Below are 23,083 nucleotides of genomic sequence, written 5' to 3' on the forward strand. Positions count from 1 at the left end.
TGAGTTAGGATTTTAATTTTATTTGCTGGTAAATGGTTTGATAAAGCGTAAATAATTCTTCTGTATTTAGCCCGTATAAAAGGCATCTGTCGAATGCGAGACCCAGAAAACAACTTCGAAAAAGTGTTGCATAATGTTTGGTATCTACTGCCTTTATTTCTTTATTCTGTATTGCTCTGGATATCACTTTTTCCCACATGTTGATCTCCTCAATTGAGTTACGTGTCATAATCTCAGAAAAGTTGGGATAGATTCGAGCTGCCTGGAGATACAGGGAAAAATAATGCTTGTAAATATTGACTACAGAAATGGATAACATCTTCGACATAGTGGTATTTATTCCACTGATATATAGCTTAATAAACTGTTCAAGAGAAATATTATCTTCGAATTTGAATTTCACAGAAGGATCCTGCGTTTTAATCAGGTAGGTATCTACTACCTCGTTAAATATTTCTTCTTTATTTTTAAAAAAATAGAATATTGCTCCTCTTGTTTTCCCGATTGCGTTTTCCAAATCGGAAATACTTACTTTTTCATAATTATTATTCAGAAATAATTTAAAAGCCTCTTCAATAATTCTTTCTTTTGTTGTCATAACACTGTAGATCTAATGCTAACAAACTTACGTAAAAAGCATGATTAAGCCAATGAAACAATCATTTTTATGATCGAAAATATCATATGGTATCGCTAACCATTTTTTTGTTTGGATTATTTTTTCATATATTTACATACCGCATATATGGTATTTTATTGGACGCTATACATACATTATTTGTGCTAAGCGACGTGCCTTTGGCATGCTCGGCAACTGCAAATGTTAGTAAAGATGACTTCCTGAAAAAGTTATAATTATATGAAAGAACAACCAGATAGACTCTAGCTATACGACAGGATTATTAACCAATATTTATTTGGTTGTATAGTAAAATTCACAGAAAAAGGGTGCTTAATATACACCATTAAATCTATACCATGCCAGACAGAATTATTCATATGAGAGGAGGGGCACAATTTCATGAAACGCAGAATGATTTCACGAAAAAAGCATGGCATGTATTTTATCTTCGTCCACGTAATGAAAGAATTGCAACCCGGCTAATTTCGAATCATGGCTATGAAGTATTTTGTCCTGCAATTCCCAAATCAAGACTATGGAAAAACAGACAACGAAAAAAGATCTGGTTCCCGCTATTCCCCAATTACTTATTTGTCTTTACTTATCACCATGAAATATATACCATTCGAAGAATATCTCAGGTTGTAAACTTTGTTTCTTTTGCCGGCAAACCATCCACAATAACGGAAAAGGAGGTAGATGGAATACGGAAAATGTTGGAATTAGGGAATGTGATTACTGTAGAAAATCAGTTCTCCAGCGGAGAACATGTACGAATTGTTTCCGGTCCATTAAAAGGACATGAAGGAATTCTGGTAAAACGACAAAATAAAAGCCGCTTTGGTATTCGTCTGAAAGCCATCAGCCACTCCGTATTTATCGATATATGCCAATCAGACCTCGAGAAACTTAAAAAAGCACATTAATAAATTTTAGCTCTCTGACTAAAGCGATGTCGTTATACTCAGAAAATTACAATTGTTCTTTTTTGAGGAGACATATATACCTTACTATTTTAATCCGAACTTCTTAAACGTTAACTATGGAAAAACACAGTTTATATGAAGTCATTTTTAAATTGAAGCCCTTGCCCAAAAAACTTACAGAACGATCCTATGTTGATGCTCTGATTACTGCCATTGACGAACGATTAACCATAACCGAGCACAGATACCGGTCATTGTTGCTTAATGCCGGGCATCGGTCAGATTATATGTATTTTGTGGAGAAAGGCATTGCCCGGTGCTTTCATTTGACGATCGTAGCGGAAGGGAACTTACTTCCATTCTTTGGAAAGAACAGAGTATTGTTTGTGATCCGGTGAGTTTTTTTCAGCGCAAGACATCAGAGGTTAATATTGAAGTGATGCCGGGAAGTTTATTGCTTTCGATCTCTCATCCCCAATTGCAGGACATATTTCATGAGTTCCCGGAAGCAAGCGTTTTTGAACGTTGTGTTTCCCTTCAGTATGTTTACTTTTTTGCCCAAAGATCCCGGCAATTAGCAGTGAACTCTCCATGGGAAAGGTACCTGCACTTATTAGCATCACATCCGGGTATCGAATTAAAAGTATCGAAGGATATCATAGCATCTTATTTGAACATAGCCCCACAGTCACTTAGTAGAATGCTTCGGAAGAAAGGGCATCCCTGATTATTTAGCAGTTTTGATTTCATTTTAGAAGATGATCAGTTGCTATAATTCACTTTTCGAATTCTGATTTTTAAGAGTGCCCCATCAGTCGGTTAAGTTGTTTTTTGATCCGGGTTCTTTCATTTGTTAATACAGGTTCAGACGAATGACCCGGCTCAACTGTACCTTTGTAAATGTATTGAGGCAAAAACATGACCTCTAATATTTAACGGGAGAACGGAAATATACATCAACCACTAGTTGTTCAATAACCCGAAGATTACATTCTCCCGCAGACAGACCTTTAAAACAAACATTTATAAGCTATGAAAAAGCTCCTGATAAAACACTTTTCAATTCTGGTTCCAGTCACCTCCTATTTGTATATCCTGCTTTTTGTGTATGCCGGGTTCAGCAAATTGCTGGACTATGAAAACTTCACTGTACAGTTAGCACAGTCGCCATTACTAAGCGCATATGCCGGCGTGGTTGCACCTGCTGTAATATGCATGGAATTCATGCTGTCCTTATTATTGATTTTTAGAAAGACTCGTCTAACAGGTCTTTATGGATCATTCTTTCTAATGATCGCTTTTACCATCTATATTTATCTGATCCTGAATTACAGCGATTTTGTTCCCTGTTCGTGTGGAGGTATCATTGAAAAATTGAACTGGACGGAGCACATGATTTTTAATATTACTTTCGTCATCCTGGCTCTTCTTGCAATCGCATTTTCAGAAAAAGAGAAGCATACACGAAAACACATGGTACTTTTAAAAACATCCTTGCCATCCTTGCTGGCAGCAGGTGTTGTTGTCGGGCTCTTTTTGTCATCTGAGCATATTATAAAAAAAGAAAACAATTTTATTCGCCGGTTTGGGCAACATTCTCTTAGAGATGAAAAGGCACTAGATCTGGGAGTAAACTCCTATTATTTTGCAGGGATAGCCTATGGACAGATCTATCTTGGAAATTATACAGCGCCATTAGTTTTAACCAGCGTGGATACCTCTTTGACAACCAAAGTGCCGGCTAAATTAGAGCTTGACGATACTGACCTTCCATTTCGTTCCATAAGAATACAAATAGAAACTCCCTATTTTTATGTATATGATGGCAATATTCCGATAATATACAGAGGAAAGCTGGGCGATTCTCATGCCCACACAATCAGTTTTGAAGACTGTTATTTTTCTCAATTGCAAGTGATAGACTCCATTAATTTTGCCTTCAGGGCACAAAGCAGAAGTACCAAATCCCAGGTATTGGGAAGGCTCAGTCTTAACCGGGAGCCTAAAGTAACCCTCAACTATGGATTGCTGGAAAAACAAATAGACGGAATGTTTGATACCGACGGTAAGTTACTTCGCGATAACAGCACCGGAGAACTGGCCTACATCTATAGCTACCGAAACGAAATTCTGGTGATGAACAAGGAACTACAACTTCTGCAAAAACTTCATACCATTGATACCATATCCCATGCACAGGTGCAAGTACGAAGGCTATCTGACGGAAGACATAAATTAGGTGCACCACCACTACAGGTAAATAAGACTGCCCTGCTATATAAACAAGTGTTATTTAATGAATCCATGTTAATGGGAAAATTCGAATCCCGAAAGGCATGGCAACAAGCGGCCATTGTTGACATGTACAGTACGGGGAGACAAGAGTATTTGGGCAGTTTCTATATATACCACCGCGGGGAAAACAAAATGTCTCAAATGCTTGCCACAGATAATTATCTATTTGTATTGCGTGGCAGTGAAATCGTGCGCTACCGTTTTGCGCAAGCGGTGACGGCGAATTTCAAAACGGGGGAAGCTGAAAACCCAAAACAGAGTAAGCAAGAATTTTAATTTTTAATTATGAAAAATTTAAAAAGCCTTATTTTACCCGCTGCTATTATATTGATAGGAGCCGGTGCCGCTCTTGCAACTAACGTTGCAAAAAATTCGGATTCTAATTCGCAAACCGGATATTATATCGACAGCTCTACGGGAGAATGTCGGCAATCTCCGGAAATGTGTTCCACCACACCTGGGGATTTATGTACCTGGGATGATGGTTCAAGTATCCACAGTTTGTTCCAGGCTGATACCGAGTGTACGGTTTCATTGTACAAACCTGTGAATTGAGAAAGAAAGGGGATGCCACATAGGCACCCCCTTCTCCCCATTTTGTAGGAAAAGAATATCTTTCCCTTCTATCATACTCTCCAAAACCTTACATGATAAATGTCCTGTCTGCTATTTCCCGTTTCCGACCGTCAAAAGAGGAGGTCAATCGAGTCTTTTGTTAATCCAATCGATGTCTGTATTTCCTTTCAAAAAGTAATCGAACCAATCCAGAATTCTGCTTGTAAGGTCGAATTGTGCCCGGGGTTTTATTAAGCTATGCCCTTCGCCCTCGTAAAATAGCGCCACCACATCTTTTTTGTTCCTACGCAGGGCATTGTAAAAGGCCATGCTGTGGTCGCTGGTTACATTTTGGTCTTCCAGACCTGACCATAACAACACGGGGGCATTTACTTTGTCGGCCTGATAAATGGGGTTGTTTGCGAGATACAATGCTTTATTCTCCCAAAAAGCTACACCCAGTTTATACATATTGGCTTCTATCCTTACATAATCAGGGAAAAAGAAATTATAATTGAAAGCATTGGCAGCCCAAATAATGTCACTATGCCCAGAGCCGGAAACATAAGTGGCAAAACGGTTAGACCGGGTAGCAATAAAATCAGTTTCATAACCACCAAAGGAATGACCGGTTAAGCCAATTCTGTTTTTATCGATTAAGGGATTGCCGACTAAAGCATCCAAAGCATGGTTAACACAATCCAGCGCATCCATACCTGGGCCATCTTTCCCCTGGACAACAATGTCAGGCAGATACACAAAATAGCCTTTTTCAATAAGTAAACGTATATTAAACCCGAGCCCGTTATAATAAAACGGATACGGATACCGATTTGACAGACTACGCTGTTTCTGATAAATGTGCACCACCATCGGGTATTTTAGGGAAGGCTTATAGTTTGCCGGATAATACAAAACACCTTTCATGGGAATACTGTCGCTGTTGGCATAGGAAACAATTTCCTGTTTGAAGGATAAAACGGCTTTGTCGGCCTTATTACTTTGATAAATAACCTGTTTCTTTTTCCCCATTTCTTTATAAACCAGGCGTGGCGGCTGATTGAAATCCTCTTCGGTATAGCAAAAATGGTTGTACGAGCTATTATAAACCAGGTTTTCTATGCGCTTACCTGTTGGTGGGATAACCGTATCCTGCCTGCCGTTTTGCCACAATATGTAAGCACTCATGTTTTCCCGTGAATTATATAGTTTAAGCAACAAAGCTTTCTCCGGGGTAATTATATTTTCGGAAAAATCAAGAGCCGGCAACGTGTTGCGAGATGTCCCATTCAGGATGGTAACCTGATATCCTTCAAAATGGCCCAATTGAACGGGCTCTTCTTCCGCTGCCAGGTTGTAACGCCACAGCCCGCCTTCACCTTCGAACAGTACTGTGTCAGTGCCTGTTACAAAATAGGGAGTATTTAACTTACTGTTGACGATCGTTCTTTTAGTGCCGGTGGGGATATGATATAAAGACCATGCCTCGTCTTTTTTGTACAAAACATACCGTCCGCCGGGTGAGGTGTAAAGAAGATTCCGGGATGTAGTATCCATCAGTGTATAACAATCTTTCTGCCGGTCGTAAACGTTTACCTTATACCGGGGAGGCTGGGGAAAGTCTTGAAAGTAATAAGGGTCCAGACTCAGGAAATAACGTTTACTCCCGATGTTTGCATTTTTGGTAAGTTGATTGTTCCCTATTCGGTGTACCCTTTTTTTTTCAGGTTCCCACACAAAAAAACTGTCTCTGTTTGGAAAGAATTTCTGTCTCAGTCCTTTTTCGTTTCCGTACCAGATATCAACCGGGGAGCCGCTTCCTTTTTTGCGTGGCATTCTAATTTTTAAGAAATAGCTTCTACTCTCCGGTATTATTTCAATAGATCCCTTTTGAAAGTTTAAGGGTAAAATTTCTTTTAAAGGGTAAGCTATTTTATTGCTAAAATCCAGGTAAACGAATTCCTGGCAATCATTCTCAGGTACTTGTTCACAGATAATGACCCCCTGTTTTTCCGGGACTGTGACCAAAGAGACAATTTTATGCGTAGTTTCATATACTTTTTCTGTGGATTCTCCTTTAAGCCGAAGGATTTCATACCTGTTTTCTCCGTTGTCTGTAATGGCATAAATATGGTTGCCGCCTGTGGGATAAAACCGGGTCACATGATTTGCAGCATTAATCAAATCCCCCCTGTTATTGCGCAGTTCAACCCTGTTGTTATGCTCCTGGCTGTAATCCAACAGAAAATTCCCGTTACCGCTTAAGGATTGTATGCTTTTTACACCTTTATAGAAAATGCCGGATTGTTTGTCCAGGTCAAGCAGCTCGGTTTGCCGTTCATATTGTAATAATAAGTGATGGTTGTCAACAAACACCACTTTCCATACGTTTTGCCTGTATCCCATAATACTGTGTTTCACAGGATCACGGAGGTCGAACAAAATCAGGGTGTCCTGATCCATATCACCTATTTCCCTCACGGGCATCCTACTCCGCTTGCGTATTGTCAGCCAGTTGCCGTCTTCGGACATTACAGTACCGCTAATATTATGTGATGCTTCATTAGCAATCCGGGACAGGCTGTCGTGTCTGCTTTGTGCAGTTAATTCCCGGCCTGCCAGAATCAGCAGAACCGGGATTATGAAAAGAATTGCGGTTTTCATGCCTTAGTAACCTGTATTTTGAGGGTTGAGATTAGGATTCAATAATAATTCGTTTTGGGGTAATGGCCATACCTGCATATAATCTTCCCAGTTCGCTTTTACCGCTCTTATTTCATCAAGGTGCCCCATACGTTTCAGGTCAAGGAAACGGTGTCCAAACTCGGTAAAGAATTCGCGGCGCTTTTCTGCCAACAGTTCATTAATGAAATCTTCGTCAGACAAAGACGTAAGCGCAGTCAGTCCGGCCCTTTCGCGGATAGCATTCAAATAAGGTAATGCTTCATTCTGCCGGTTTTGTCTAATCAGCGCTTCGGCCATAATAAAATAGGGTTCTGCAAGGCGAAAAATAACGGAGTATTCATTGTCATTTGACCCGTTATCCTTGTTTTTGTATTTAAACGGCCGGTACCACGATTTTTCATCAAAAGATACTTCGGCCATCCATACCTGTATGCGCAGGTCGTTATTATCAAAGGAATTGACCAGATCCGGTGCCAGGGTATAAGCACTGGGAGCCGCATCAGTAAAATAGTAAAAGGAGGCTTCTTCGGTGGCGTCTCCATCATTTTCCGGTTCCAATTGCCAGAGAATATGCTGACCCGTTTTATGAAATACTTCGCTGATATCCTCCTCAAACTCATATAAGGGCGATTGTATAATCGTACCTATCATTTGTTCGGCGAGTTCCCATTCTTCCCTGAGCAGATAAATACGGGCCAGCATCAGTTGCGCTGCCTTTCGGTTCAGGTAAATACGTTCTGAGTTACGGTATTCATCCTCTATAAGCAAAGCCGCTTCTGTTACATCGGTTTCCAGTTGTTCCAATACTTCCGTAGCATCTGTCTTAGTTAGATTACGATTGTATTCATAATCCAAACTATTGGTATAAGGAATATCGCCAAAAAACTGTTGGAGATAATAATAAATGAGGGAACGGATAAGCAAGGCTTCTCCCGTAATTTGATTCTTTTCGGTATCAGAAAGTTTTGTTGAATGGGTTGCCCCATAAATAATGGAATTGGCATAATAGACCTGCCCGTAGGCGGTATTCCATATATTTGAAATAACCGTATTGGTTTCCTGCTGCAGGTTTCTGGAAATATCCAGTATCCCGTTCTGGTCATTGGTGTAGCAATCCAATTCGTCGGTGTAAGAAGCCATTAAGGTACCGGCGGTATAAAATCCGGCACCTGTAATAACTGATCCGTCGCGTAAATCGGCATATAACCCTGCAAGAGCTGCATTTGCCGTTTCGGGGCTTTCAAATACCTGTTCCGTGCCCAGCTGGTTAGTCGGGGCGTCAACATCAACCAATTCTTCGCAGGCTGTCAGCAGAAATACACCAAAGCAAAACAATAAATATATATTTTTCATGATTCTATGTTTTTAAAAGTTAAGTTGTAGGCCAAAAGACCATGTTCTTAGCGGTGGCAAAAAACCGGTCGAGAAAAATTCCGGGTCAAGCCCAAAATAATCAGTGAAGGTCAACAGGTTTTGTCCCTGTACATACAGCCTTATATCCTGTACTTTTTTGTAAACCGGTAAACGATAGCTTAGCTGTACATTTTTTAACCGGATAAAAGAAGCATCGCTAATGGTGGCTGTACTGTTTTTGAAATACCTCAGCACCTTGTTTTTCTGAGCGTCGGCTCCGGAGGTATAGGCCATATACCGGCCATCGGGATTAGTTTCCGACCATACATCCAGAACTTCTACAGGCTGGTTGTTCATCGTACCCGGGTTCAGCATTAAAGCATTGTAACTACTCTGCCGTTGTTTTACAAACTGGAATAAAAACGAGAAATCCCATCGTTTATAAGCAAACTGGTTCGACCAGCCACCAAAGTACTTTATCCCCACATCTTCAATCACCTGATTGTCATCGGGGGACGTAATACTGCCATCGTCGTTATAGTCGGTAAATGTGTAGAGGCCGGTTTCGGGATCGATACCTTCGTAATTATAAACTTTTTTAATGGAGACAGGATAGCCCACCTCGTAGGAGTTGGCGTAGGTGGAACCTTCTATACCGGGGAATTCCACCAGCTTGTTAGTTGGAAAACTGATATTCAAATCACTACCCCAGCGAAAATCCTTTGTTTGGATTGGTGTGGTGTTGAGTTCGAACTCTGTACCTTTGTTTTCTACGGTAGCCGGTAGGTTGGCTTGTATACTGCTAAAGCCCGTAGTGGCAGGTAAGGGAATACCTACTAACTGGTTGCCTGAACGGTTTCGGTACCAGACTGCTGAAAAGTGCATACGGTCGTTTAGAAAGCCGGTTTCCAGCGCTACTTCCAGCTTGGTGGTTTTTTCCCAGCTAAAATAAGGGTTGTACAGCCGGGAAGGGTAAAGCGAAGAGCTACCGCCATAGCTGGTACTGCTTAAGGTATAGGTATCCAGATACTGATAATCGCCAATCAGGTCGTTGCCGGTAGTTCCGTAGCTGGCCCTAAGTTTACCAAAATTGAGCCAAGTACTGTTTTTCAAAAAATTCTCTTCGCTGAACAACCAGGCAGCTCCCACAGCCCCGAAACTGGCAAAACGGTTGTTGGTCCCGAAACGGCTGGAACCGTCGCGCCGCCCGGTAAGGTTTACGATGTACCGTTTTTTGTACTGGTAATTTACCCGCCCGAAAACTGCAAAATAGCGATATTCGGTTTTCGCATCGTTTTGTACCGAAACCGTATTAGCCGCTTCCAGGTTGGTAATAAGAGCATTGCTCTCAAACCCATATCCAAAGATCTGCAATGAGGTTTTGTCCCGTTGTTGATATGTGCTTCCGGACAGCAGGTCGAATTCATGGTCTCCATACTTTTGTTTGTAGTTCATCTGGGGTTCTACTAGGTATGAAAACAGACGGTTTTGGCTCTTATAAGCTGAAGATCTGGCCGGGGTAATTCCAAAGGCCGGGTTATATTTTGTATTGGGAGACAGCAGTAATTCTTCGGAACCTTGTTGGTTGATTCCGCCATTTAGTTTTATATAAACTGCAGGTAATAATTCGTAAGAAATGTTCATGTTAAGGTTAATAGTTTTCACCTTACTTGAATAGGTGGCCTCGTAAGCGGCTACCGGGTTGTTAAAGGTTTTGTTTTCCCAGTTCAGGCTGCCATCGCCCTGGTAAAGTGCCGGGGCATTCGGGCTTAAGATCAGCGTTTTGCTGGTGATGTCGGCTTGTACAAGGTTGTTGGACTGATCCGAAAACAAAGTGTTTGCATTTAGAATAAATTTGTTGTCTTCGGAACGGTGATTCAGATTCCAGGACAGGTTATTGGTTTTGTATTTGAAACCCTTACCGTAAACCGTGCTTTGCTCGTTGTGGCTACCACTGATTAGAAAGCGGGTAGTTTGACTGCCTCCATTTACCGATAGCTGAATATTGGAGTTGGTGGCTGTTTCGCCAATCAGTTCCTCCTGCCAGTCGGTGTAACGACTTTCGTCCCAGGTGCCATTTACATCGTAGGCATTGGCCGGATAGTCTGTTCTTCCATCGTTGGCATAAGCCTGGCGGCGCATTTCCAGATACTGCTCTGTATTCATCAGTTCCATTTTATTGGCTATGCGGCTAATCCCGTAACTGCTGTTAATACTGAAAACGGTTTTGCCACCCGCTTTTCCTTTTTTGGTGGTAACCAGGATTACTCCGTTGGCACCGCGTGATCCGTAGATGGCTGTTGCATCGGCATCTTTTAAAATTTCGATACTCTCAATATCATTTGGATTGATGGCATTAAGCGGACTGGTTTCTCCGCGTGGCAGTATCGCTCCGGAAAGTGAAGAACTGCTTTCAGCGCTTACCGGTACTCCATCGATTATGTACATCGGATAGTTGCCGGCACGGCGCAGGCTGTTAACTCCGCGTATCTGTATGTTGTAACCACCGCCGGGAACTCCGCTGCCCTGGGTAATATTTACGCCGGCCATGCGACCCTGAACTGCCGACAACACATTATTTACAGGCTGGTTTTCGATCTCTTTGGCTGCCACAGTAGAGATGCTGCCGGTACGTTCACGTTCTTTTACAGTATAGTAACCGGCATTAACCGTTACTTCTGAAAGTGTGGTAATATCTTCCTGTAGCTGTAAATCCACCAGTGAACGTCCGTTTACAGGAATTTCTGTGGTTTTAAAACCAATAAAGGAAAATGAAAGTATCGCATCAGTAGGCACGTCGTCTAAGAAATAACGCCCGTTGGCTTCGGTAATCGTACCAATTGATGGTGATTCTTTTAGAACTACGTTTACTCCGGGAAGTGGCTGTTTATTCTGATCCGTTACACGACCACTAACGTTAATGGTTTGTGCGTAGGCGTGGCCGGAGAACAACAGAATGGGAATACAAAAGATAACTAATAGCTTAAGCGTTCTGTCCATGCCGTTTAGTATTTGCGACACACGACGTAATAATGCAGAGGAATAGCTTTTAAAATTTTGCATAAAATTTATTTTAATATTGGGTAATAAGGTTAAATCCTAAGATGCCAGGATTGGTATGTGGATCGTGAAGGTTTGGTGGTTCACGATCATTTACAGGAAGTCATTCCTCACTCGGGTGATTTAATTTTGTTTTGGTACAGGCTATGGTGCCGGCTGAAAAAAAATACCAAACTCATGTAGGAAAGTGTAGATGCAAAACTGAATAGTTTTTGCCGTTTCCCTGGCTTGTTGTTGACTATTTGAGGAATCGCAAAAAGTTCAAAGCATTTCCGGAAAATTAAACACACAGGGGCATAATTTTCCTTGTGTGGAAAGTTTTTCATAAATTTCGACGTTAGTTGATGATTATCGAATTAATTAACATCCAAGCCTGCTACACGTCGCCAAACTGTTGTAGCGGGCTTAACTTTCAGCAGTAATATTAGTACATCATAGGCAAAATAATTTTGAGATTATAAGGTCGCCCTTTTATTATTTTACAGATATGATAAATCAGGAAAGTGCACAAAAAAGGCGTGGAACCTGACTTACCAAATCGAGGTACTGGTATACCTATAGGAGATAAGCAGGCCCACGCCAAAATCGTAATGATATGACGTGAGCATTTTCACTTATTGTCCCTCCTTTTGAAAATTACCAGTTTTCGATTTGAGACTTAAAGTGCGAATGCTTCTAGTATCTTTTACTATCGAAGATTCGCAAAATTACGTTACATATTTTATATACTGAAGCAAATATAGTGAATTATTTATTCAATACAAATATGTATCGAATAAATAAAGCTTTTTTCTCAAGTTTTACTTTATGAGAAAGTATACTGAGATGGAATTAGAATTACTTAACATGCAAATAGGTTGTATGCTAAGATTGGGCAGATTAAAGAAAGGTATGTCTCAACTTGATCTTGCTTTATTGTTAGGATCCAATCCGACCATGATAGGAAGAATCGAACGATTTGAGAATGTTAGCGGGTGGGATAAAATACTTTCTATTAGTCAGCAGTTAAGTATTGATTTTTGTAATTTATTTGTTTTGAAGACCAAGGAAGAATTATTGTTGGTTGTTGAAGAGTCTTTTAAACTCGAAGATAAACTAACCCAAGAAAAAAGGGATTATTATGATTATCTAAAGTCCCAGATTATCAATCGATATTCTTTATTGAAAAAGAAAAAATAGTATTTGTCGTAATATAATTCTCTTAAACAACTGTTTGATGGATTCGAAAAGGAATATGGCATTAATATTCCTGATTAAGCCCATTGGCTATTTGGCATAAGTTTTAATCCCAGTAATTCCAGCTTTGATTTACATTCTTTTCCTGAAACTACTTTAATATTTCCGATTTTAATCAGGGCTTTTTCATATATTTTTCAATGATCACCCATAACAAAGTGGCTATCAATAAACGAGTGTTGCTTTTATTCTTTATTATGCTAACTTTAAACTCCGAATAGAAACCATAACGCATTGATTACGCGCCCGAATATAAGATTCAAGCATAAAGTACGATTCCGCACTCAAAATGGACGGATAACCCAATCTTACAATGGAGAATTGAAAATCAGCGTAGCGAAATAACCTGACTTGTTGGGTTCCAAAATCATTGTGCCTAAAATACCAAAACCGAAAAATGAAAATTGATATTCATACACATACAAGAAAAGTAAAGTCTGGAGATGCTCCAACAAGGAATATTGATAAAGAGGAATTTGCGGATATTATAAAAGATACAGATGTCAATATTTTAGCTATTACAAATCATAACCACTTTGACTCAGTTCAATTTGAAGAATTTAGGGATAGCGTTATTTCTTATTGCCAAGTTTGGCCTGGAATTGAACTTGATGTTTTAGAAAATGGAAAGAGGTCTCATTTAATTGTAGTATGTAATCCCAAGAATTACAAAAGCTTTAATCTTGTAGTAAGTCAATTACTTGATGGAAAAAGTGCTGATGCTTTCACTATATCATTAGAAGACTTGGTAGTTAAATTTGACACATTAGATTGTATTTATATAGCACATTATTTTGTTAAGAAACCAAACTTGGGTAATGAAGAAATAGAAAAGCTTTATTCTTTAGTTTCAAACCCGAAACGAATATTAAAAGAAGCAACAAATTCTATCTCTGCTGGTATTTATATCAGTCATGGTCATAATTCGATTTTTGGATCAGACGTTAAGGATTGGAAACAATATATAGAAATTTCAAAAACCTTACCTGAATTAAGATTACCTGTAGAAAGCTTTGAGCAATTTTGTTTGCTTCTTGAAAAAGATGAAGCGACTATAAATACAATCCTAGACAAGAAACAAAAACAAAGTATAGAGTTATTCCCTTTTAAAAGTGACCCATTCGAAAAAGTTGAATTAGATATTTTTTCTGATATTAATATTCTTTTTGGAAGCAAAGGAACTGGTAAAACAGATATTTTGGAAGCTCTATCAAAGCACTTTAACACTAAAGGTCATAAAACTTCAGTCTATAAATCAAATGACAATCATTTAAATGAAGTTTTTGACATTAAGGGTAGTTCGTTTAATTGTAAAGCATCGGATTATGGTTTTGATGAATGCGAAGATGAGATTACTTTTCTAAAAAATGTAACAGAAGGTGAAGTTACTAGCTTAAATAAGTATGAACTTCATTTTTCGTTTCAGGAAACAAATAAAATATCTCAAAAACTAAAAATAAAAGAGATTAATAATGAGGATGAAGAAGAATCAGAAAGAGCTTTGAATGAAATAACTGAGATTCTTGATAATTTCAAATCCTTTAATGACTTTATTAGCGAAAATGATGAATTATCAGAGTTTATAAATGTTGAGTTAATTCAAGAATTGTCTGACATTTTAGAAAAAATCCTACAACAACTTAAGATTGGTACCGAAAATAATTTCCTAGATAACAAGTCTATAAAGTTGCTTAATGGTCTTGTTTCTTGCTTCAATACAGAAATTTCAAAAAAAACAAATCAACCACCCAAACCAACCAAAACTGGTTTTTTAAACTATTCACGAAATCGAATAAAAATAGAAAGAGCTGCAAAAAAAATTATTGCATTAGTAAATCAACCAATAAACCCAATTGAGGAATATGCAGGAAGCTTAGGGATAAAGGGGGAATTGAAATGCAGAACGAATTTGATTTTTCATAATGGTTCAATTTCGAATGGCGACTATACGCCTGTGAAGAATGTAAATAAAACACCTCAAAAAAAGTTTGTCAAGGCAATAGATTCCATTTCAAAGCATACATATTCAAATGAGTTATTTTCGAAAATTGCTGACTTAAATGAAATAGAAAATATTGAAACTATTAACACTCTAAGTGATTTGCTTTTGAAACACAAACATTTTACGCTTAATGATAATGTTTATAATCCTTCAAATGGTGAGTCTTCGATGATTTTACTTCATAAAGAACTAGTTGAAGAAAAAGATATTTATTTGATTGATGAACCTGAAAAAAGTTTAGGTAATGACTATATAAATGATGTAATAGTTCCTTTGCTAAAGGAAAAAGCATTGCTTGGGAAAAAAGTAATTATTGCTACGCATGATGCAAATATTGCTGTAAGAACTTTACCGTATAATTCTATTTACAGATTGCATGAGTTAGGACAGCATTTTACAATGGCTGGAAACCCATTTTCAAATTCCTTAAAATGCAAATATGGTTCAAGACCAGAGCTTGACTGGAAAGAAATTAGTATGAAAACATTAGAAGGTGGAAAAGAAGCCTTTGGAGAAAGAGGAAAAATATATGGAAACTAAAAAAGCAACGATAAGAAGAGAAGAAAAGAACACTTATTTAGTGCTAGAAGTCGGTGAAAGTACTGTTCAAATTGTTTTGACGGATGATAATCCGAACAATGTCAAGATTGCTTTCAATTCAATTCTAAAAGAACTAAAAAGCGGATTGTTTGAATATGTTTTAGAGGATGAAACGCCTGATTTATATAATAACATTTGTGTTGAATATCTGAAGCAATTAAACAGTGAAATGCAATCGATTCATAATGAATTAGTAGAGTATGAACTAACCGAAAACGAATAAAAGACTGGGCACAGAACTGTTTATACAAAATGGGCGATATTGTAGTAGTTTTAGGGGCTGTAGCCTGCTTGAAATTATCACGGTTTGATAAGATTGAAGCCCGTAATTGCTCACATTTGCAGATACTTGTTGGTTGGCAATATTTAAAAAAGGTCAATGCGATTTAAACTATATTTCAAATTAACATAAAACAAATAAATTAATAATATGGATTCAATAAAATTTCCAGTCGAAAATTTGACAGATGAAGAAGTTCTTAAAGAGTTTATCAAAAGATTTGAGTGTGATGGAGCAGTGCTAATCTACATGGAATCCAATACTGAATATGGTTTTGGTAGATGGAAAAACCATCAAGGTAAAAATTGGGTTCAAACACTTTTTAAACATATCAAGAAAATAGATTCAAATAAAATAAGTATTAACTAAAAAATTTAATGTTATGGGCGGAGGAGGTTCCTATTCCAGATACAGTAGAAGGATCCCGGATAATAATCCTGAGGACAATTGTGATAAACTTCATTTTATTACTGACCTGCAAAAGATCCAACAAAATATTACCAAATACAATGTTGATGATATTTTAGAGGTAAAATTAGATGTTGTAAATAACATTTATGTTGAAGGAAATCATGGCATTTGTGGCTATATTACAGCAATGTCAGCAACGCAATTAATAAGATGTCTAAAAAAGGGGAAACAATTTATTGCTACTATCCTTAGCATTTCTAATACAAGCTGTAGAGTTGAAGTAACTCCTTTATAGAAATTAACATGCTAAATATTATTGGAGGGAGCTATGTGGAAAATTGCATAGACCCATCATATCAGGAGCTATATGGCTCTGGGCTAAGGGCAGCAGCTGCATTATCAAAAAAAGGATTCGATATTAATCTCTTTAGTCTAATTTCTGAGGATTTAAGAGAATTAGCAGAATTAAAAGGTCGAACGTTTGGGTATAATTGTAATTATTGGTCCACCAAAGACACTATAGAATTTGATTACTATCACCCCTTGGCATTTCCAAGCATAATCAATTATTATGACAATTCACCAACTCAGGAAATTAAGCTAAGTGAAAATGGTGATTTTTTATACTATGGTATGCTTGAGGCCAATTTTATATTTCAAGGTAAATATGTAGTTTATGATCCTCAGAATTATAAAAGTTTTAAAACTACTGGTTCAACAGCTAAGCACTTGGCTATTATTCTAAATAAAAAAGAAGCGTTGCACTTTTCAAAATCAGAAAGTGATGATCTCTCAATTATTGGAAAAGAGTTATTAAAAACAGAAAATGCAGAAGTTATTGTTATAAAGAATGGTGTCAATGGTGCTTATGTTGTAGATAAAGAGGGGATTTCAGAGATTCCTGTATTTGCTACAACTAACGTATGGCCGATTGGATCTGGAGACATATTTACTGCAACATTTGCGTGGCAATGGATTATTGAGAAAAAGAATCCAAGAGATGCTGCTTATTATGCTTCAAAAATGACTGCAATTTTTTGTCAAACTATGCAATTACCGATAAGTGAAATCTCGGAGGAAATATTGCCAAGAGAAATTAAAAGTAGAACAAATAAAATTTATCTGGCTGGCCCATTTTTCACAGTTGCTGAAAGGTGGATTATAAATGAAATAAGGAATATTTTAATTGATTTTGGCAACGAAGTTTTTTCTCCTCTTCATGATGTTGGGATTCTAGATACAAATAAAGTACAGTCCGAATCTATAAATATTGCTACACAGGATTTAGATGCATTAACAAAATGTGATACAATCTTTGCCATTGTGTCAGGGTTAGATGCTGGAACTTTATTTGAAATTGGATTTGCAAAAGCAGTAAAGAAAAGGGTAATCATATTGGCTCAAAACGTGAATGAAAATGATCTTACAATGTTGATTGGCTCTGAGTGTGAAATTACCAATGATTTATCAACTGCAATATATATGGCTTCATGGTAATCAAAAATGCTTTTATCGTTGTGGGACTTGGCTTTGGGGATGAGGGCAAAGGTTTAGCAACAGACTTTCTATGTTTACAGCATCCTAACTCAATTGTGATAAGACACAACGGGGGACACCAAGCTGGACATTGTGTAACTACTAAAGATGGGAAAAGACATGTTTTTTCTCATTTAGGATCTGGTTCATTGAGAAAAATTCCAACATTTTGGTCTAGGTTCTGCACGGTTGAGCCTTGTTCATTAGTAGAGGAAATTAAACACTTAGAATATGCCCCAACTGTGTACATTGATTATCAGTGTCCCTTAACAACTCCATATGATATCTTTTTTAATCGTGCACAGGAAATAACAATGGATAACAAAAGAATTGGCAGTTGCGGGCTTGGTTATAGAACTACAATCGATAGACAAACGAATCTTTCAGTCAAATTATCCTTCAATGATATCGTAGCTTCAGAAGATATAAGCGAGAAACTATATATAATAGAAGATTATTATAGAACAAAAACAAACTTAGAAACCAAATTTATTTTTGATACATTTTCACATATCGAAGAAACAAATAGATATCTTTCAGCAATAGAAAATATAAAAAAACTAATCTCTCAAAAGATTATTATTCCAGTTCATGAAAAAGAAGTTATTCATTCTAAACAATGGAATACATACATCTTTGAGGGAGCACAAGGCATTCTATTAGATCAAAGATTTGGTACAAAACCCCACATAACGAAGAGTAATACAACTTCTAAAAATGCAATTGAGATAATCTCCAGTTATAGGGATGTTGATTTTAAGAGTAGTATATTTTATGTAACAAGAGCTTATCAGACTAGACACGGTGCAGGTCCGTTTAGAACAAAAAATCCAAGATTTAAATTAAAAAACAATGAATCGGAAACGAATCTAACAAATGAATTCCAAGGTGAATTTAGAACTAATTTTTTAGATATTGATCAGTTGAATTATGCGCTAAAATGTGATAACATCTTCTCTTTAGGCTTTGATAAGAGTCTGATAATAACGTGCCTAGATCACTTTGACTCAAGTGAAATAATTGTATATTGCAATGATAAAGAAACTAAAATCGATTATAGAGAAATATCGCAGAACCTTTCATTTGAGTTTAAAAATATTCATTATAGTTTTAGTAGCTGTGCTGAACAGTTATGACTCAATAATAACAACTACCGCCAACTCAGTACATATTGCAGGGCGGGGTTGGGTGGTTCGCCAACTGCGTCCCGAGGCTCCGGGGCTCACATCGCAGTCCCGTGTCAGCCAGCGCGCAGACTGGAACGCTCTCCGAAATCCGCCTCTACAACATGTGCCACCGTTAGCTGGAAGGTAAAAAAATACAACGACACAATGACTGGGAAAAGAGTTTTTAATCTTATAAGTATCTAAAGAAATGAATTACTTTTGTACAGTAAAAAAACATAGGATATGAGCAAAATAAGAATCAAGAACTTCGGCCCGATCAAAGAAGGAATGCTGGATAATGATGGCTGGATAGATATAAAAAAAGTCACTGTGTTTATTGGTAACCAAGGTAGTGGAAAAAGTACGGTGGCAAAAGTTTTTTCTACATTCAGTTGGTTGGAAAAGGCCATCAACAGAAGAGATATTGAAAAGGGAAAAGTTACTTTTAATATGATTAAAAATTTTCTCCAATATCAAAAGATTCAGAGCTATTTTAAGAACAACACTTGCATTGAATATATAGGAGAAAGGTATCACATACTTTGTGATACGTCAAAACAATTTCCGGTAATAACAGAGGTTAAGGGGAATTCATATATTGTTCCCAAAATTATGTATGTTCCTTCTGAAAGAAATTTCTTGAGTACAATCAAGGATGCATTTGACGTGAGGGGATTGCCAGATAATTTATTCACCTTTGGCGAGGAATTAAGAAAAGCGCAAAAAGAAAGTGTAAAAAAGGTCAGTTTGCCATTAAAAGGGTATTCCTACGAATATGATGAAAATGAGGATTTATCTTATATTATTGGAAATGATTACAGAATTAGCATAATTGAAGCTGCCAGCGGATTTCAATCATTCATCCCATTATTTCTTGTTTCCAAAAAACTTGCTTCTTTGATTTCTAAAAATCAGGAAAAAATGAAAAGCGAATTAACTGTAACACAATCAGTCAGATTTGCCAATGAAATAATGAAGATAATGAACGACAACACTCTAAGTGATAAAGAAAAAAATAAACTTACCAAATCTGTTCGAGCCAGGTATTTTAATAAATGCTTTATAAATATTGTTGAAGAACCAGAGCAGAATTTATTTCCTACATCTCAACGACAAATGTTGAATTGCCTAATGGAATTTAGAAATCAGACCAAGGGTAATAGATTGATTATGACCACTCATAGTCCATATTTGATTAACTATTTGACTTTGGCTGTAAAGGCCGAAAATGTTTATAAAACCTTGGCAGAGAAAGGTTTCAAATTAAGTGACCCTGAGGTTTCTCAAGTCAATGAAATCGTACCTATATCATCAACTGTTGTTGCTGACGATTTAGCCATATATGAGTTGAATGATAAAAAAGGAACTATTAAGACACTAGGTAGATTTGAAGGTATCCCATCTGACAAAAATTACCTCAATGTTTCTCTTGGAGAGGTTAATCGACTTTACGACTCACTTTTAGAAATTGAAGAAGAATTATGAGCGTAAATTTTCAAGAGAAATCTTGCCAGATTGTGATAGGCGATAGGAAATTTGGTATTTATGACGCAGAAGATAAAACTCCTGCAAAAATTATCGACTATGATTCCGACTTGTGCAATGCTAGGGTTACTAATGAAAGAGAAGTTGATATACTTTTTACCGCTATTGACAATTGTATAATTATTAATAGGCCAAATGGTGAAATGGACAATCGCTGCGATGCAATGTTGAGTTATGAATCAAATTTGCTTTTTATCGAGTTAAAAAATAAAAGAGACAAATGGCAATCAGAAGGTTTATCTCAGATAGAAAGCACAATAAAAAGAATGATTGATGAAATTCCCGATTACTATTTTGATTTTAAGAAACGAAAAGCAATAGTAGCAAACCGAAAAAATAAATTTCCTTCTTTTCATGAATCAAATGCAGAACAACGCGAATATTTTAGCTCAAAGTATAAAATGAGAATCCAATTTGAAGCGGAAATCAATTTGAAATAAATAATGTTTAATTAAAAAAATACTTTAGCATATTGTCAGTTATTAACTTGTATTTTGAGTATAAGTTTATAAAGGCAAAAGAACTTTCATTTATTAGTGCTGTGACAAAAAATAATACAAAAAGAATGAAAGAAAAAATATAACCAAGCAGATATCTTTATGTGTCATAGCCGTTTTTGTGGGTAAGTGCGGGTTCATCACCCGCTTTTACTTCATCTCGATTTGAAAGGAAACTAGCCCGTAATCGGCAACTACTCCGCTCGCGCCAATCAGCGATCGGTGTGCAATTCTGCAGATTGAACCCCTTCTTTTCCGCCTGTTTCCCAATAATTGGAGATCGAAGGAATGTATTGGTCGATTTTAGTATCAAATAGATACCACAGTTTAATTGTTCAGGTATTCCAACCGGATTAAAATACTTTTTCCATGTATTATTATTTAAAACCCAATTTCCGCTTGCAACAGTTTTGGCGGGTGCTTCCACGGTACCTGTTTGTTACAAGCGGAGAACCTGCGGCCAGGCCCTTGCCGGGAGTAGTCCTGCGCAAGGGATAATCAATTATTTTTTATTTCAATTTTCACTCCACTGTGCCGCAGCTGCGGCTTTACCCCATCAATTTACCGGATATTACTTTTACCGCTTCACGCTGTTTGGGTTCGAACAGAGGAGGGGAGGTATTGCCTGGTTTTTGGGGGATGGCCCGGCGGTACGTAGAGATTTATATAAATTTAAAAAAAACAAATTATGTCGATATTATATTCAAAAATTCAACGGGTGAACCCACGCAACCCACAAGCCGACCGTAAATGGTACCTGGTGCCCAACCGCGTGGAACAAAAAACAGAAAAGGAGATTGCCGAAGCATTGAGTAAAAACACCACCTTAAGCCGTGGTGAAGCGGCCCTGGTAGTGGATGAGCTGCAAGCGGTGATCCAGAATGCCCTGCTCGATGGCTGCTCGGTGCAAATGGGCGACTGGGGCTCGTTTCAGCTAACGTTCAACTGCACCGGCACGGATACCGAAGCGGAATGTACAGCCGATAAAATTACATCGGTCAACATCCGTTTCCGCCCCGGCAAACAGATGAAAGAGGCCCTGTCGAAAGCTACCTTTGTAGCCCGGTAGTGCCCGCTTTCTGTTATAGTACCACAACCTCCCGACAGTTTGTTGGGAGGTTGCTGTGGCTGCTCGAAATTCATCAAGGTCTTTTCCGGAAATCGTCTTGATCTTTTAAGAAAATCTTCTTCATGAAGTTTGGAATTCTTCTTCATGATTTGGTGGAAGTTCTTGATGAGTTATTTCGGTTGGATTTGTGCGACATGAATAGTTAGATTCATTAGGAGTGCTGATTATAAGCACCATTTTTTCGAATAAGATCTTAAGCCTCTACCCCATTCAGCTATTTACTCACCAATCAAAAACTATAATTTATGCTTGAATACATTACGAACCTGCGTAAACAGACCGATGAACTAATAGAGAGTATAGAGTCATCGAATACCAATGTCTTAAAAAAATCGCTCGAAGCATCGCGAGTGCTTGCTGAATCGTTTGATAAACTAAAACAATTTATTCTTTCTTATAAATTTCGGGACGAAATGGAAGAGATTACCTTTTTTAAAGAGATTAAACCGAAATTTTGTTACCGTTTAATTTATTACCGAAAAATCTACAACATCGAAATGAACCGCCCTGCAGGAGCCAACAAACAAAAGGAGTATCTCTCCGAACAATTGAACGAGATTAATAAATACAACGTTAAGCGGCTGGATTTTATTCGTTATTACCGTTCGGGGGCTTCTCATCTTGATTCGTTATATTTTCTTCGAGGAAAGATGGATACCGAACAGTACCTGGAAACCTTCTATTTTGAACTGGATCCAAATTTTTCGACAAACTGCGATTTTAAAGTTGCAAAAATATTATCAAACGATATGTTATCAGCTTATCTGATGCATGAAATAGAGCTGTTAAACACTAACGGATTAACGCCATTTCATTTTGGCTACCCTGCTACCAAACTCACATGGAAAGGAACAAAAACAGAATTGATGGAACAGCTTTACTCATGGGATAGTGATAATTCTTTCGGCGATGTACCCCTAACACAATTATCCGATTACATCCAGAAAGTTTTTAATATCCAGCTGGATAAAAACCTATCGCGTTCATTTAGCGATATGAAAATCCGAAATGTCCCTACCCCATTTCTTGATAACTTAAAAAATGCTCTCTTAAAACGAATGGGACGCAAATCGGAATAATTACACCGAGTATGTATTCATAATAACTAAAGCAAACTTATTAAAAGCACAACATTCTAAACACTGTCTATCTGTACCTTACACCAATCACAGAAAGAAAAATGAT

At 37.6% G+C, this 23,083-nt stretch carries 18 protein-coding genes; 14 read left to right on the top strand and 4 right to left on the bottom strand.

Features of this window, described 5'->3' with window-relative positions:
• Nucleotides 1–4 precede the first annotated feature (4 nt).
• Nucleotides 5–598, bottom strand: coding sequence for a TetR/AcrR family transcriptional regulator (locus tag LH29_RS10195; protein ID WP_045029289.1), 594 nt, complete (start codon nucleotides 596–598; stop codon nucleotides 5–7).
• Between the two features lie 380 nt (nucleotides 599–978).
• Between LH29_RS10195 and LH29_RS10200 the strand changes: the two genes are divergently transcribed.
• The 3 genes from LH29_RS10200 (at nucleotide 979) to LH29_RS25105 (ending at nucleotide 4,398) form a co-directional block, all read left to right on the top strand.
• Nucleotides 979–1,548 carry a UpxY family transcription antiterminator gene (locus tag LH29_RS10200; protein WP_045029295.1) on the top strand — a complete coding sequence of 190 codons (570 nt, stop codon included), beginning with the start codon at nucleotides 979–981 and terminating at the stop codon, nucleotides 1,546–1,548.
• Nucleotides 1,549–2,580: 1,032 nt separating this feature from the next.
• Complete coding sequence (locus LH29_RS10215) at nucleotides 2,581–4,119, top strand: DoxX family protein (RefSeq protein ID WP_052670766.1); 1,539 nt, start codon at nucleotides 2,581–2,583, stop codon at nucleotides 4,117–4,119.
• A gap of 9 nt (nucleotides 4,120–4,128) precedes the next feature.
• On the top strand, nucleotides 4,129–4,398 hold the full coding sequence (locus tag LH29_RS25105) for a DUF6520 family protein (protein WP_045029302.1): 270 nt from the start codon (nucleotides 4,129–4,131) through the stop codon (nucleotides 4,396–4,398).
• Nucleotides 4,399–4,542: 144 nt separating this feature from the next.
• Here LH29_RS25105 and LH29_RS10225 read toward each other — a convergent pair whose 3' ends face one another.
• Genes LH29_RS10225 through LH29_RS10235 form a run of 3 tightly spaced genes read right to left on the bottom strand, consistent with a single transcriptional unit; the run spans nucleotide 4,543 to nucleotide 11,499 of the window.
• Nucleotides 4,543–7,062 (bottom strand): alpha/beta hydrolase family protein, encoded by a 2,520-nt coding sequence (locus tag LH29_RS10225; protein WP_045029305.1) that lies wholly within the window; start codon nucleotides 7,060–7,062, stop codon nucleotides 4,543–4,545.
• A 3-nt stretch (nucleotides 7,063–7,065) separates the two neighbouring features.
• On the bottom strand, nucleotides 7,066–8,436 hold the full coding sequence (locus LH29_RS10230; RefSeq protein WP_045029307.1) for a RagB/SusD family nutrient uptake outer membrane protein: 1,371 nt from the start codon (nucleotides 8,434–8,436) through the stop codon (nucleotides 7,066–7,068).
• A 12-nt stretch (nucleotides 8,437–8,448) separates the two neighbouring features.
• Entirely contained in the window at nucleotides 8,449–11,499 is a 3,051-nt protein-coding gene (locus LH29_RS10235) for a SusC/RagA family TonB-linked outer membrane protein (RefSeq protein WP_157493661.1), read from the bottom strand.
• Nucleotides 11,500–12,303: 804 nt separating this feature from the next.
• On the opposite strand from LH29_RS10235, the gene LH29_RS10240 reads away from it, so the two are divergent.
• The 11 genes from LH29_RS10240 to LH29_RS10295 all read left to right on the top strand — a co-directional run bounded on the left by LH29_RS10240 (nucleotide 12,304) and on the right by LH29_RS10295 (nucleotide 22,977).
• A complete protein-coding gene (locus LH29_RS10240) occupies nucleotides 12,304–12,675 on the top strand; it encodes a helix-turn-helix domain-containing protein (RefSeq protein WP_045029310.1) in 372 nt (123 codons plus the stop codon).
• 454 nt (nucleotides 12,676–13,129) lie between these two features.
• Nucleotides 13,130–15,274, top strand: coding sequence for a hypothetical protein (locus LH29_RS10245; RefSeq protein WP_045029312.1), 2,145 nt, complete (start codon nucleotides 13,130–13,132; stop codon nucleotides 15,272–15,274).
• Nucleotides 15,264–15,557: a hypothetical protein gene (locus tag LH29_RS10250; RefSeq protein WP_045029315.1), complete on the top strand. Its 294-nt coding sequence runs from the start codon at nucleotides 15,264–15,266 to the stop codon at nucleotides 15,555–15,557. The genes LH29_RS10245 and LH29_RS10250 overlap by 11 nt, the downstream gene beginning before the upstream one ends.
• A gap of 207 nt (nucleotides 15,558–15,764) precedes the next feature.
• On the top strand, nucleotides 15,765–15,983 hold the full coding sequence (locus LH29_RS10255) for a hypothetical protein (RefSeq protein WP_045029317.1): 219 nt from the start codon (nucleotides 15,765–15,767) through the stop codon (nucleotides 15,981–15,983).
• Between the two features lie 13 nt (nucleotides 15,984–15,996).
• Complete coding sequence (locus LH29_RS10260; protein WP_045029320.1) at nucleotides 15,997–16,320, top strand: hypothetical protein; 324 nt, start codon at nucleotides 15,997–15,999, stop codon at nucleotides 16,318–16,320.
• Nucleotides 16,321–16,328: 8 nt separating this feature from the next.
• On the top strand, nucleotides 16,329–17,522 hold the full coding sequence (locus LH29_RS10265) for a PfkB family carbohydrate kinase (protein ID WP_045029322.1): 1,194 nt from the start codon (nucleotides 16,329–16,331) through the stop codon (nucleotides 17,520–17,522).
• Entirely contained in the window at nucleotides 17,516–18,697 is a 1,182-nt protein-coding gene (locus LH29_RS10270) for an adenylosuccinate synthetase (RefSeq protein ID WP_052670768.1), read from the top strand. The genes LH29_RS10265 and LH29_RS10270 overlap by 7 nt, the downstream gene beginning before the upstream one ends.
• A gap of 273 nt (nucleotides 18,698–18,970) precedes the next feature.
• Nucleotides 18,971–20,212: an ATP-binding protein gene (locus tag LH29_RS10275; RefSeq protein WP_045029324.1), complete on the top strand. Its 1,242-nt coding sequence runs from the start codon at nucleotides 18,971–18,973 to the stop codon at nucleotides 20,210–20,212.
• Nucleotides 20,209–20,712: a hypothetical protein gene (locus LH29_RS10280; protein ID WP_045029326.1), complete on the top strand. Its 504-nt coding sequence runs from the start codon at nucleotides 20,209–20,211 to the stop codon at nucleotides 20,710–20,712. The genes LH29_RS10275 and LH29_RS10280 overlap by 4 nt, the downstream gene beginning before the upstream one ends.
• Before the next feature lie 745 nt (nucleotides 20,713–21,457).
• Entirely contained in the window at nucleotides 21,458–21,838 is a 381-nt protein-coding gene (locus LH29_RS10290; RefSeq protein WP_045029329.1) for an HU family DNA-binding protein, read from the top strand.
• A 305-nt stretch (nucleotides 21,839–22,143) separates the two neighbouring features.
• On the top strand, nucleotides 22,144–22,977 hold the full coding sequence (locus tag LH29_RS10295) for an RteC domain-containing protein (RefSeq protein ID WP_045029331.1): 834 nt from the start codon (nucleotides 22,144–22,146) through the stop codon (nucleotides 22,975–22,977).
• The last annotated feature ends 106 nt before the right edge of the window (nucleotides 22,978–23,083 follow it).

The organism is Draconibacterium sediminis (assembly GCF_000949475.1).
GTDB classification, from domain to species: Bacteria; Bacteroidota; Bacteroidia; order Bacteroidales; family Prolixibacteraceae; genus Draconibacterium; species Draconibacterium sediminis.

Bases quoted from the DNA above. Each gene is read 5' to 3' on its own strand.
- LH29_RS25105 (WP_045029302.1), top strand. From the start codon at position 4,129: ATGAAAAATTTAAAAAGCCTTATTTTACCCGCTGCTATTATATTGATA.
- LH29_RS10245 (WP_045029312.1), top strand. From the start codon at position 13,130: ATGAAAATTGATATTCATACACATACAAGAAAAGTAAAGTCTGGAGAT.
- LH29_RS10225 (WP_045029305.1), bottom strand. From the start codon at position 7,062: ATGAAAACCGCAATTCTTTTCATAATCCCGGTTCTGCTGATTCTGGCA.
- LH29_RS10215 (WP_052670766.1), top strand. From the start codon at position 2,581: ATGAAAAAGCTCCTGATAAAACACTTTTCAATTCTGGTTCCAGTCACC.
- LH29_RS10235 (WP_157493661.1), bottom strand. From the start codon at position 11,499: ATGCAAAATTTTAAAAGCTATTCCTCTGCATTATTACGTCGTGTGTCG.
- LH29_RS10255 (WP_045029317.1), top strand. From the start codon at position 15,765: ATGGATTCAATAAAATTTCCAGTCGAAAATTTGACAGATGAAGAAGTT.
- LH29_RS10240 (WP_045029310.1), top strand. From the start codon at position 12,304: ATGAGAAAGTATACTGAGATGGAATTAGAATTACTTAACATGCAAATA.
- LH29_RS10260 (WP_045029320.1), top strand. From the start codon at position 15,997: ATGGGCGGAGGAGGTTCCTATTCCAGATACAGTAGAAGGATCCCGGAT.
- LH29_RS10295 (WP_045029331.1), top strand. From the start codon at position 22,144: ATGCTTGAATACATTACGAACCTGCGTAAACAGACCGATGAACTAATA.
- LH29_RS10265 (WP_045029322.1), top strand. From the start codon at position 16,329: ATGCTAAATATTATTGGAGGGAGCTATGTGGAAAATTGCATAGACCCA.
- LH29_RS10200 (WP_045029295.1), top strand. From the start codon at position 979: ATGCCAGACAGAATTATTCATATGAGAGGAGGGGCACAATTTCATGAA.
- LH29_RS10275 (WP_045029324.1), top strand. From the start codon at position 18,971: ATGAGCAAAATAAGAATCAAGAACTTCGGCCCGATCAAAGAAGGAATG.
- LH29_RS10195 (WP_045029289.1), bottom strand. From the start codon at position 598: ATGACAACAAAAGAAAGAATTATTGAAGAGGCTTTTAAATTATTTCTG.
- LH29_RS10290 (WP_045029329.1), top strand. From the start codon at position 21,458: ATGTCGATATTATATTCAAAAATTCAACGGGTGAACCCACGCAACCCA.
- LH29_RS10250 (WP_045029315.1), top strand. From the start codon at position 15,264: ATGGAAACTAAAAAAGCAACGATAAGAAGAGAAGAAAAGAACACTTAT.
- LH29_RS10280 (WP_045029326.1), top strand. From the start codon at position 20,209: ATGAGCGTAAATTTTCAAGAGAAATCTTGCCAGATTGTGATAGGCGAT.
- LH29_RS10230 (WP_045029307.1), bottom strand. From the start codon at position 8,436: ATGAAAAATATATATTTATTGTTTTGCTTTGGTGTATTTCTGCTGACA.
- LH29_RS10270 (WP_052670768.1), top strand. From the start codon at position 17,516: ATGGTAATCAAAAATGCTTTTATCGTTGTGGGACTTGGCTTTGGGGAT.